Annotated in this window: 10 protein-coding genes; 5 read left to right on the top strand and 5 right to left on the bottom strand. The window is 65.7% G+C overall.

From position 1 onward, the window contains the following. Positions 1 to 88: 88 nt before the first annotated feature. The 5 genes from ACBR40_RS20630 to ACBR40_RS20610 form a co-directional block, all read right to left on the bottom strand. Positions 89 to 1,453: a tyrosine-type recombinase/integrase gene (locus tag ACBR40_RS20630; protein WP_371249790.1), complete on the bottom strand. Its 1,365-nt coding sequence runs from the start codon at positions 1,451 to 1,453 to the stop codon at positions 89 to 91. After that, on the bottom strand, positions 1,450 to 1,641 hold the full coding sequence (locus ACBR40_RS20625; protein WP_253756478.1) for an AlpA family transcriptional regulator: 192 nt from the start codon (positions 1,639 to 1,641) through the stop codon (positions 1,450 to 1,452). The genes ACBR40_RS20630 and ACBR40_RS20625 overlap by 4 nt, the downstream gene beginning before the upstream one ends. 685 nt (positions 1,642 to 2,326) lie before the next feature. Beyond that, complete coding sequence (locus tag ACBR40_RS20620; protein WP_371249789.1) at positions 2,327 to 3,196, bottom strand: TRM11 family methyltransferase; 870 nt, start codon at positions 3,194 to 3,196, stop codon at positions 2,327 to 2,329. After that, positions 3,193 to 4,035, bottom strand: a complete 843-nt coding sequence (locus tag ACBR40_RS20615) for a DNA methyltransferase (protein WP_371249903.1) — start codon at positions 4,033 to 4,035, stop codon at positions 3,193 to 3,195. The genes ACBR40_RS20620 and ACBR40_RS20615 overlap by 4 nt, the downstream gene beginning before the upstream one ends. A 107-nt stretch (positions 4,036 to 4,142) precedes the next feature. Beyond that, positions 4,143 to 4,661 (bottom strand): hypothetical protein, encoded by a 519-nt coding sequence (locus tag ACBR40_RS20610; RefSeq protein ID WP_371249788.1) that lies wholly within the window; start codon positions 4,659 to 4,661, stop codon positions 4,143 to 4,145. Positions 4,662 to 4,877: 216 nt separating this feature from the next. On the opposite strand from ACBR40_RS20610, the gene ACBR40_RS20605 reads away from it, so the two are divergent. From ACBR40_RS20605 to ACBR40_RS20585, 5 genes are all read left to right on the top strand, one after another. After that, positions 4,878 to 7,547 carry a DUF6185 family protein gene (locus ACBR40_RS20605; RefSeq protein WP_371249902.1) on the top strand — a complete coding sequence of 890 codons (2,670 nt, stop codon included), beginning with the start codon at positions 4,878 to 4,880 and terminating at the stop codon, positions 7,545 to 7,547. A gap of 333 nt (positions 7,548 to 7,880) precedes the next feature. Beyond that, positions 7,881 to 8,663 (top strand): hypothetical protein, encoded by a 783-nt coding sequence (locus ACBR40_RS20600; RefSeq protein ID WP_371249787.1) that lies wholly within the window; start codon positions 7,881 to 7,883, stop codon positions 8,661 to 8,663. Between the two features lie 266 nt (positions 8,664 to 8,929). Continuing rightward, a complete protein-coding gene (locus ACBR40_RS20595; protein ID WP_371249786.1) occupies positions 8,930 to 9,238 on the top strand; it encodes a pilin in 309 nt (102 codons plus the stop codon). A 1-nt stretch (position 9,239) separates the two neighbouring features. Further along, on the top strand, positions 9,240 to 10,829 hold the full coding sequence (locus ACBR40_RS20590; RefSeq protein ID WP_371249785.1) for a hypothetical protein: 1,590 nt from the start codon (positions 9,240 to 9,242) through the stop codon (positions 10,827 to 10,829). Beyond that, complete coding sequence (locus ACBR40_RS20585; protein WP_371249784.1) at positions 10,813 to 11,475, top strand: PrgI family protein; 663 nt, start codon at positions 10,813 to 10,815, stop codon at positions 11,473 to 11,475. The genes ACBR40_RS20590 and ACBR40_RS20585 overlap by 17 nt, the downstream gene beginning before the upstream one ends. Positions 11,476 to 11,535 lie beyond the last annotated feature (60 nt).

Below are 11,535 nucleotides of genomic sequence, written 5' to 3'. Positions count from 1 at the left end.
CGCTCCAACCGCGAACAGCTCTACAGCGATCTACGTCGAAAGCGACTGCGGCCCCAGCTTGGCTGGGGCCGCAGTCGCTTTCAGTGAGTTAGTCGGTCAGCACATTGGCGATCTTTGAGTTGATGTGCTCTTGCTGGCCGTCCACGCACTTGGCGTACACCCGTAGCAGGACCTCCACACTGTGGCCAGCGCGCTTTGCGACCTCGACGGCAGGTACCCCTGCGTTCAGCCATAGAGAGACGGCCGCGTGGCGGAGGTCGTAGGGACGGCCCGCCAGGGAGGAGCTGATCTGCTCAGGAGTGAGGACGAGTTTTCGGGCCTCCTGCCAGACGTAGGAGTGTGCCGAGCTGGAGTAGGTGCCGCCCCTACCTGTGTGGAAGATCCTGCCGTCCTTCGCCGTGCCGTACTCGGCGATGTGCTCGCGGAGAATGGCGACCAGAACGGGTGGGATCGGGATCTCTCGTGTCTCCTTGTCTGCCCGATGCTTCAGATTCCGGGACTCGTGGGTCTGGCCTGAGTCGGTCCAGCGTTTTGTGCCCTGGGGTCGCGCCTTCTCCAGAACGATCAGGCCCCAGCCGGATTCGGGCAAGGTGCAGTTCCTCTGCCGCAGGTCCGCCGCCTCCTCGGGCCGGAGTGCTGCATAGTAGATGCAGGCGAAGAGCGCCTTGAGCCGTGCGCCCCGGTTGCGTCCTACCTTGGAGACGGCGTCGATGAGCTGTCCCGCTTGGGCGGGATTGACCACCGTTCGAGGATCGATGACCGTGACGGCTTTGGGTGCGGTCCATCTGATGCCGTCCATGGGATTGCTGTCGAACACCTTCTGCTCGACGGCGTGTTCGAGCAGGTGACGGAGGACGGCGCGCTTGCGACGTACCGTGTTCGCCCCCGCCGGGGCGCCAGCGAAGGTGACCGAGATGGCCTCCAGAGCTGTGCGCAGGATGTGCGGCTGTCCCAGGGCTGCCAGCGGCAGGGAAGCACGTTCCAGCCAGGTCAGGGCTGCGGCTTGCACCGCGGTCAGTTCCAGCCGTCGGTTCTGCGGGAGGAGCGCGTGGTTCCGGAGCACCTCTCGCAGGGCTTCTGGTGCGGGACGGCGAGGAGTGTCTGTCACCAGGGCGGGGACCAGCGACAGGAGTGCGTACGCGTCTGTTTCTCGTGTCCGAGCCGCCGATGTGTTCCAGCGGCGGAGGACATAGGACTGGGCGAACTCCAGGAAGGAGGGCCCGATGGACTCGGGCTCCAGCATCGATACCGGTAGACCGGTAGCGACGTCGAACTCCTCCCCTACTTTGGACGCTTGCCGCAGATCGGACATGAACGCGCTGGCCAGCCCTTTGCTCCGGAAGCTCTTGGACTTCTCCTTGCCGGCAATGCGCCATCGGGCGACGTAGGCAGGCCTGCCCTGGTTGGAGCGGTGCTGAATTCCACCGAGCTTCACGTCGTAGGTCGTTCTCATGCCGCTTCCCGTCGTGACTCGATCCAGGCGTTGAGATCGCTCCGCCAGACGCGGAGCTCGAGGTTGGGAAGTTGAATACACACCGGCGCCCTGCCAAGCTGGCGCCAGCGGTAGAAGGTGCGGCGAGAGACACCGCCCAACTCCTGGAGGACCTGCGTGACGGTCAGCAGTTCGTCGTTTCTGCTCATCGGCCACCGCCACTGGTAGTGGATGCCTTATTGGCGCAGTGATTTTGGCCGAGATGATCCGAGGCGTTGCCGCTCCCAGCGGCTGCTGCCATCCGGTCGGCTGACCCCGTCGCGGTGTAAGAGTCGACAGGTCGTGAAGTTGGTGTCGCTGACGCTGCCGGGAAGGAATATGGCCTGTTGGCGGCCGTCACGTTGATTTGCTGTTCGGCGCAGCGGTCGTCCGTTCGGCCGTCGCGGCGAATGGCCGTCATGAGTACGGCACGGGAGCGAGCAAGGTGGTGCAAGATGGATCCATCCTCTCCAGTGAGCTGGGGTGGAATGGCCTCGGCTTGGCGAACGTCTTGGCGGATGTGTGGCCAGGCCGGGGCCTCTACTCGTGGGCGCTGTGTAACTTGACCTCGCTATACACGAGTTGAGCAATGGTGCAATGTTCTATGAGAGCACTGAATTTTCCTGGGCAGCCCGAAAGCCACCTGCGGCGATTACTTGGAATAGCGGGTGTCTTATGTCGTTGGGCACGTGGCATAGACCCACGCCTCTAGCCATATCGTCAAGTCAAATGGCTTGGCATGTTTATGGTTGCTGCGCGCCTTACCAAGTCCACTTGGACAGCAACACCTTTCGCTCACTACACACAGGCCTGCCTCCACTCCCAGGACCTAGTCGGGCTTATGTGGCCATTCGTTCAGGCGGGCGCCTCTGAGCGAGAGCTCCTGAGCATGCGGAGAATGAGAAGGTCCTCGTGAGCTGCGGCGCACACTGGCAGCCCCTTTTCCTGGCTCTTCCATGCCTCCAGCATCTGAAAAAACGACGCTCGGTTGATGAGCCGGCCATCACGCAGCCCGCACAGCAGCGCCGCAAAGCGGTGTGTGAGCACCAGGCCGGCTGCCTCTGCGACCTCGATAACCTGGCCGGGAAGGTCTACGAGCTGCCCGTTGACCCGGATGGGCCGGATCGTGATCGCGATGACTCCCCCGGGTCTCAATAGCTCCCTGCACCCGGCGAGGATCTGTCCGAAGCCCTCCATCAGCTGGGGCAGCCCCTGGTGGGCGAGATTGCCCTTGTCGGTGGAGTACCGGTGGTTCGACTTCTTCACCGGCCCGCCGCCTTCGCGGCTCCCGCACCGGATATGGCCGTGCGTCCGCTCCCCGTAAGGCGGAGACGTCAGCACCAACGCGGCCATGTCCCGTAGGTCCGCGAACACCGTCGCTATGTTCCGCGAGTCCCCACAGGCCACCCTGGCGAAGCCGGCAGCGCCTTGAGAACGGGCATGCTGAACGTTCGCAGCGGTAAGACCGGCGAAGTCCGCCTCGTACTCCATCCCCGCGGCGTGCCGCCCCAGATGCACCGCCTCCACCAGCGTGGTTCCGATCCCGCACATCGGATCCACCACCAGGTCCCCCGGCTCGGTGAACGCAGAGATGACCCGGGAGGCGATCGATGGGAGCATCTTGCCCGGATGCCTCATCGACTCCGCGACATACCGACCCTGGCGCTGAACACGCGACTGCAACTGCCCCGTGGCCAGCACCGACGGCAGTACGCTCTTGCTCATCGAGCACCTCTGCCGGGACGAGCGAACAGGCATACATCCGCGTGTACCGACACCACCGGCGGCAGCTCCGCGGACTGAGCACGACGAAGCTGCGCCAACTCCGCCGGCCTAGGCTGAACGACGAGCGCATCGCCTTCGATCGGAACCCGCAACGCTATGACGTGTTGAAGGTAGGTGAGCCCGGCCCGGGCCGCGTGCTGAATGATCGCAGGTGCCTGATCCAGCAGCCTGCCCCGCTCGTACCGAGCGGTTGTGATCACCGCGAGGTAACCATCCGGTGCGAGAACATGCAGCGTATCCTCCAGGAACCGGCCCAGTTGCGTCACTCCTAGCGTGGGCTGCTCGGACCGGCACGTGGGACAGGAGCGCTCCGTCGAGCCGGTCGGCTGTCCGAACTCCGGGTACGGGGGAAGAGCCGCGATCAGCAGCTCAACCCGGCCTTCGAGGCCGAGTAGCGCTTCCCGGAGCGCATGCGGCCCATGCGGACGCAACCTCACCGCAGCCCGCTGATCCGCCGCGAGATCCTGCCGCAGTCGGCCGACGAGATGCTGCGCGACCGGCAGACGCGGAACACACCCGACGCCCAACCGCCCCATATCCGCCGCCGCGACGAGAACCGTCTCACTCGTCGTGAAGACATCCGCGACGACCCCGCCCGGTCGGGTGCAGGCACCGATCAAATGCCGCGCCAACTCCCGCCCCACAGCCTGGCGATGTCGCTCGCATACCTGCTCGGCAACGCGCAGCCGGTCCTTCGCCTTGGGCTCTCTGGACGCGGTGTCGGAACAGAGCCACACCGAGAGCGGCACCAACCGCCTCTCGGCCCTCCGCGACCTCATCGACCGCGGTCCGTCATTCTTGCTCATCTACGGTGACCCGTGGCGGCCACCCGTTTCCATGCACTGAAACACCAGCTGATCGGCGCTGATTGGAAACCGCTGGGTCGTCAGGGCACTGCTCCAAGCCCGGTCCCATCATCCTTCTGTGCGGCTCTCTGCTTGTCGTGGAGCCGCCTGCGCACCTCGCTCCCGAGCCATGTGCTTATTGATTGAGGTTCGATACGCTCGGCGGCCATAGCCCGCGCGTACCCACGGCGGAGAGGGTCGCCAGGCGGCGGCACGGTGCTGTACCAGCTGTATTCAGTACCAGGCACATCCCAGACCAAGATCCGCCACTCGGTGTCACCTTCGTCATCAAACAGGTAGTAATCCACCGCTCCTGGAGCGGTGGCGACGAGCTGATCCAAGTACGCCTCGAAAATTGCGCAGCCGAAGCTGAGCGGGCTTCCTGACGCGTCGTCCTCTACACCGCTTCCCGCCACCGCATCGTCGGCGGCTTCGTGGTCGAGGACCCAAGCCCAGCTTCTGTCGAAGCTGTCCCTTGTCTGGATCACGAAAGCGTACTGGTTGCCAGCGGGGTCCATCCTCCGAGTGTGGCCGTAAGCGAGCACTACGGCGACAGCCACCAAAGCAATCCTGGTGCCCTAGGTACAACACCCTGGCGCCGAGGTAGGGCTGCGTTGGGGGACAGGGGCGGACGGATTCCGATCACCTCTGGAGCTGCGACGTACCGCTGGGTTTGCGGCCTCGCGCTCCCTTGGAGCCGTCGATTCCAGCGAGAAGTGACCCATGGCCATCCGACTCAGCTCCACCTGGCAGAAGCGCCCACCCTCACTTACACGATGGAGTGTGTAAGTTCGCACGCCTTGGAGATCACCCCTCGGCGGGTGACCAGAGTCTTAAGATCAACCGCTGTCGCCCGTCGAGAGGGGAACCACAGCGTGGAAGTGCCAAGTCAGCCAGACGCAGTTGCCGCCACGCGTAGGTCTACAGAGCGTTCTCTGCGGCGTCGCGTGTGGGGATTTGTCCTGCGGCAATCAATCGTTGCGCTCGCGGTAACGCCCCTCGTTCTGCTGTCGTTAGATCTTCAGCCGCCGGTTCCGGCATGGGTTCGGTCGGACGACGCCACGCGGCGGATTGCGATCCTACTGGCCTTGGCGGTGCTCCTAGCGCACGGCCTGTGGGCCTGGATCGGGCGAAGGACCCTGCACTCAAGCCCAAGCCGTACCCGGGTGTTCCGCCCTGCAGGAACGACTCTCTTGGCCGTACTGTTCGTGGTACTCATCATCGTCCCCACCACGTTGGTCTTGGGCCGGATCAGTTCAACTGGCGCTCCGCCCCAGGAGGCGTGCGAGCCGATACCAGCTCCAGGAGCACGTGCTTCGGTGAAGCTCACGCTTCGAGCGGAACGTCAAGACATGCCGGACTTCGTCAGCATGGTGAAGCTGGAAGTACCCCATTCATGGGCCATGACAGGCGCACTGCTCGGGCATCGGCACACCGCGAGCTTCCAGCAGGCCATCCACTGCCTGCTGCCGAGGGAGGCCAATCCCGTCTCGGCGAGGGACGTTACGGTGACGGCCGGCAATGGGCAGGTCCAGGTGACCGAGACCGTCAAGGCTGACGTCTCCGATGCAGTCAGGGGTCACATCGGTCCCTGGTCCGTGATGCCTAACGGCAGCACTTGGCGTCTTAACCTCGAGATGTCTCAGAGCCCAGGCGTTGGCCAGCAGCAGGACGTCGAGGTGATCCTCCCGGCCGGGTGGCGAGGAGAAAGCACCCCGCCTCCAGCCCAGGCCGACGCATCGCGCGCCGCCTGGAAGCTGGACGCATGGGGGCACATGGACATCACGGTGCATCCGGATGGGCGAGCGCGTCTGGTGGCACAGTCCGGCAAGCCGCCGTACACACTCATCGACTGGGTCTCCTACCACCTCTGCGGTATCGCCGTCCTGGCATGGGGGTACATCGCAATCCGCCGACGCCAAGAACGGCGAAGAACATGTGTGCCTGCCCCTGAGCCAGTCGACCAAAGCAGAGTGAGGTCCTACCTCGACCTCGCCCTGCTACTCACGCTGCTCATCGTGGTCGACAGCTTAACCAGCGAGTTGAGGCTCCTCCAGTCGATGAATGCGGGCTCGAAATACTGGCTCAGCGAGATCTTGGCCTACACAGTATTCACAGCCCTGGTAGCGGTGACGGGACGGCTCTCGCCCACGGTCGTCTCAGTGTTGTGCTCGATCACAGTGACCTGTGTCATCGTGCTTCACGATCAGCCGGAATCTGAATCACTTACGGTGAAGACGGTGCCGTTGCTCGCCCTAATGGTGATTAGCACGTGGATGGCGGTCACAGGACTGGCCAGCGCTCTACTCATCGCCACCCGGGCACCGAGGTGGCGCGGTCGCCCCGCTGTTTCGGTGATTTTCATCGGCACAGCGCTTTCCGCCGTGGTCCTCTGCTGGTACGCCGCAATCCGGATCATGAACCTGTACGACAAGTCCAGCGTGGCGAACTTCGAGGCCGCGTGGACGACACTCAGCGGCCCTGTCACCTGGTTCCCCTGGGAGTTGGCGAACGCGCTCGACGATGTCCTGTGGGTCCTGCCGATCATCGCGCTGGCCGCCGTGCTACGCAAGCGAGCGGCTCTGGCCGAGCCCGACCTCGACGCGTCCGACCGTCGCGCCGTGATCTGGATCTTCTGCGTCTCAACCCTGGCATGGGAAATCTACGTTGCAGGCTTGTGGCTCCCGCTGAGCATTCTGGTGGCAGCACCCGTCCTGTCCATCACCTTGCGGGAGGCCCGGAGATGGGTGGTACTGCGCCAACCGCAGCCCGAGCATGCGACCGTGGTGCGAGCCGGCCGTCAAGCTCTCATGGACCTACGGAAGACGACATCTGGTCGATACGAAAACGTCCGGGCCTACGGTCCGTACGCCGACGCGGGACGTAACGCGATCTTCGGAGGACGGGTCGCACTGATGCTTGGCCTGTTACCGTCCGGTTGGTTCACTTGGCTGGATATCTCTTCCCAGCGGGGAGACCTCGACGACGGCTGGGCGCTCGCCGTCATTACGATCACGGGCTCGATCCTTGGCGAGTTGGTCCTGTGGTTCGTCGTGGGTTTTGTTCTCGGACTTCTTTGGCGCGAACTGCCGGGGCGAATCAGCCCTTGGAAGGCGCTGCCTCTCGTACTCGCCTATGGAGCGGGGGTCCTTGCCCAGGTCCTGCCAGACTGGGCTCTCGGGCAAGGACCATCATGGTGGGCACTACAGCGCTCGCTATTCGTGTGGGCGATTCTCACGATCGTCGGCTTCGCCATCGAGCTCAGGACTTGGCGCCAGATCAGTCCCGCTCCGCGCCTCGCAGTGTTCTACGGGTACCAGGGCCGGTTCCCCTGGATACGCGCTTTGGCGCCCCAGATCCTTGCCACTGTCTTCCTCGCGTACGCCGTTCTGCGCCCTGAACAGGGCTTCATCCAGCTCGAACTCGGCCAGCTCGTCCGACGGTGACCTCAAGCACGCCGGCCTTCGGGCCCTGTCGCCGTACAGGAGCCTGAGGGTTGGGATCAAGTAGTACCGACAGCGCACAAGCAGACGGCTTGGTGAATGCTTTGACAGCTCGTTGTCGGCAGCCCTGAGCAGCAGGGTCGGCTGGTCTTTGCAGGCTTGACGCGAATCTTGTGCACAGCTTCGGGGCCTCTGCATCCTCCCTGGTCAGAAGGGCGATGGGCACGGCTGGGCGGCTTCGTGGTGTACACGCGTCTGCCCTCAACACTCTGGAACTTCCCCAACTGGTGGCCGAGACCTGGACCGACCGATCCGGCGGCCTCAGCGGGAGACACCATGGCCAGCAATCTCCAAGGCAACAGCACGACCTCGACCAGCTTCAACGAGAACGCCCTGAACGCAGCCGACAAGGCGTTCAAGCTTCTGACTACCGGCCCGGAGCCGCTCACAGTAGACGGCTGCCTCATCGGGCATGGGGTGCCTCAACGCTCTATCGAGCTGGGCGAACTGAAAGCGCTGCTACTCGCACCAGGGGCCGAAGATGAACTGAAGGATGCTGTCTGGGCGCATCTGGTGCGGCGTTCACGGTCTGACGGTCCGGCATGGGTCGTCGGGTGCGTGGGGGTGGCGATGCCGGGGCTGAAGAACCTCGCATCGCGGACGTCGCGCGGCTGCCCCGTGCACGTGGTCGAGGACATCGTCTCGGAGATGGTGACGTACTTCGTCGCGCAGCTTCGTCGGATCGACCTCGACCGGCCGAACATCCTGCCTCGGCTGCTGCTGTGGGCGAAGAAGGGCGCGCTTCGGGTCCGAGCGCGGGAGCTGACCTCCGTCGAGATCTGCGCCGATCTGCCGGAGCCCGTGGCGCTGGACGGTGAGCCGTTCATGGTGCTCGCCGAGGCCGTCCGGTGCCGGGTCATCACCTCGGATAAGGCGAAGCTGATCAACACGACGCGGTTGGAGGGGCATGCGTTGCGGGCGTACGCGGGGCGGCTCGGGGTGCCGGCGGATCGGCTGTACAAGCGGCGGCGGGCGGCCGAGGCGCGGCTGGCGCGGGCGATCGAGGAGGGTCAAGTCTCGGTCAGCTGTGACGGGCCGGCCTCCAATCTCGCCTGCTGAATCGGTGGTTCATCCATGTCAGCCGTGATCACGGCTCGGGGCGGAGTTCTGGGGGGCGGTTGCCCGTTCCCATCGAGCCCATCGTCCCTCGTCCTTTGAAGGAGGACACCCATCCCGGCCCGTCCCGGGCTTGTGATCACGGCTGGCGGCCCAGCTCAGGACCTCACGTCTCGGGGAGCCCTGTCATGAAGCCGTTTCGGCCTTGTCCGTTGTTCGTTGTCCGGGTTCCAGCGGGTACGAGCTGGGTCCGGCGTGGTGTCGCTTCAGTGCTCTGGACGGCCGGTTGCATGGTGGCCGCGCTGACCGTGCCGGGGGTCGCCGAGGCGATGACCAGGCTGGCCTCCGCCTCGCTCGACCAGGTCATCACCAACCTGCGGAACGTGGTGATCGGGCTGCTGGTGGGCCTGGCCACGCTGTTCTTCACCATTGGCGGGGTCCGATACATCCTGGCCGGCGGTGACCCCGGGGAGGTCGAGGCCGCCAAGAAGACGCTGCGGTACGGGGCGCTGGGGTTCGGGGTGGCGATGCTCGCTCCGGTCCTGGTGGAGCTTCTTCAGCGGATCGTGGGGGCCTGACGTGGCGGCCCTGGCTCGCCTCCGAGTCTTCGGGCTGTTCGCTCTGCTGGCGGTCGGTGCGGCGGCGCTCGTCTCGGCGATGCTCAGCGGGCCGGCCGTTGCCGCGCCGACGCCCGTACCGACTCCGACGCCTTCCGTCACGCCCAGCCCGGCGCCGTCGCCTTCAGCTGTCACGCCGTCGGCGTCGGACTGCGGCTTCATCGACGTGGCGTGCAAGACCCGGCAGGCGGTGGACGAATGGTTCACGCATCTCGTGGAGTCGGCGACCAAGCCGGTGTTCGAGATGCTCGGATCGACCGTGCTGGCGACGCCGGAGCTGGACTCCCCCGAGATGGCACGGGCCAAGCAGTTGTGGGAGCTGTCGCGGACGATCGCGAACACGTGCTTCGTGCTGCTGGTGACCGTCGCGGGCGTGATGCTCATGGTCGGGCAGGCAATGCCCGGCGGGATCTCGGCGCGGGAGCTGCTGCCGCGGCTCGTGTGGGCGTTTCTGGCCGCGAACCTGAGCCTGATCGCGATCAAGTACGGGATCACTCTGGCGAACGGGCTGAGTCAGGCGTTCCTGGCTGACGGAGCTGACCGGATCGATCCGGAGTTGGTGTTCGACGCGATCAAGAAGGCAGTCCTCGCGGGGATCGTCCTCAAGGGCGTGTTCTTCGCGATCGTGGCGCTCGTGGTGGTCGTCCTGGCGGTCGGTGTGCTGTTCACCTACATCGTCCGGATCGCGCTCACCATGGTCGTGATCGTGGCGGCTCCCCTTGCGTTGATCCTGCACGCGCTGCCGGTCACCGAGGGGATCGCCCGGCTTTGGTGGCGGGCCTTCGCCGGGCTGCTGGCGATCCAGGCGTGCCAGTCGCTCGTGCTCGTCACGGCGCTGCAGCTGCTGTTCTTCGCCAATCCGGCCGACGACGACTCGTTCTGGATCCCGAGCACGGCGGACATGACCGACCTGCTCATGGCCATATGCCTGCTGTTCGTCCTGCTCAAGATTCCTGGATGGGTGGCGCGGACCATCTGGCAGGCGGGCAAGCCTCGCGCCCTCTCACGGCTGGTGAAGTCCCTGGTCGTCTATCGCGGGCTGAACATGCTGCTCGGTAAGGGGGCCGGTGCCGCCCGCGCGGCGCGTCGTCCCAAGCCGCCGAATCCGCCCACCCCGCCGAGCAGAGGCGGAGGCGGCGGCGGGCCCAGTGGCCCTCCTGCTGGAGGTCCGGGCGGTGGTCCCGGTAGGCGAGGGCCGAACGCGGGCGGGCCGTGTTCGGGGGCGCCGCGTCACCCCCGTCGTCCGCCGGGGGCCGCCGCCAGCGGCCGTCCGGGCGATCGGAACGTGCGGGTTGACCGTTCGTCCCCTGATGAACGTCCTGAGCGCCCCCACAGGCCGGATAGCGGCACGCGGAACCCCGCGCCCAAACACCCTCCACAGCCGGCACCGCATCGCCGACCCATCGTCCGCCGTAACCGGCCACCGAACGGTGCCGTGCCGTCGGCACCACGGCCACCCCGTCGGCCGGCGCAGCGTCTGTCCCAGGTCACCTTGCGGCTTCAAACGCCTCGTCTACCCAGAAGGACGGTACGTCGTGCGCCACGCAAGTAAGGAACGGCTGGTCGCGAAGATCCCAGCCGATGTGGAGATGCCGGACAAGCTCTTCGCGAACCTGACAGCCCGGCAAGCCGCGATCCTGGCCGGCACCGGGGTGCTGGCGGCCTGGGTGTACCTCATGGCCGGCGACCGGTTGCCCGTTCCGGTCCTCGTCGCGATCCTCCTGCCGATGATCGCCTGCGGGTGCGCGTTGGCACTCGCCAGGCGGGACGGGCTCAGCCTCGACCGGCTCGTCCTCCACGCCTTCGCCTACCTGCGGCGGGATCGCAGGCTCGTCACGACCGAGGAAGGAGTCCTCCCGCCACCGGCCTGGTGTCGCGTGCGGGGCCGCCTGCCGGGCGCGTTGCGGCTCCCTGTCCGGGCGATCCGCGAGGACGGCGTCATGGAGCTGGCCGAAGGCGGGACCGTAGCCGTCGTCCGAGCCGGGACTGTGGCGTTCGGGCTGCGGACGGGAGAGGAGCAGGCGGCGCTGGTCGGGGTGTTCGCCGGGTGGCTGAACTCGTTGGACGCTCCCGTGCAGATCCTTCTGCAGGCGCGGCCGGTCGACCTGTCCGATCTCGCCAACGTGATCGAGGGTGCGGCAGGGCGTCTGCTGATCCAGCGCTTGAGCAGGCGGCCCGCCGGCATGCCGAGTTTCTGAGCGAGCTGAGCGGCACCCGGGACCTGCTGACGCGGGATGTTCTTGTTGTCGTTCGTCACC

It is taken from the genome of Nonomuraea sp. AD125B, assembly GCF_041402765.1.
In the GTDB taxonomy this organism is placed as follows: domain Bacteria; phylum Actinomycetota; class Actinomycetes; order Streptosporangiales; family Streptosporangiaceae; genus Nonomuraea; species Nonomuraea bangladeshensis.
The sequence above is the reverse complement of the archived record's forward strand: the minus strand, read 5'-3'. Positions and strand labels throughout refer to the sequence as shown.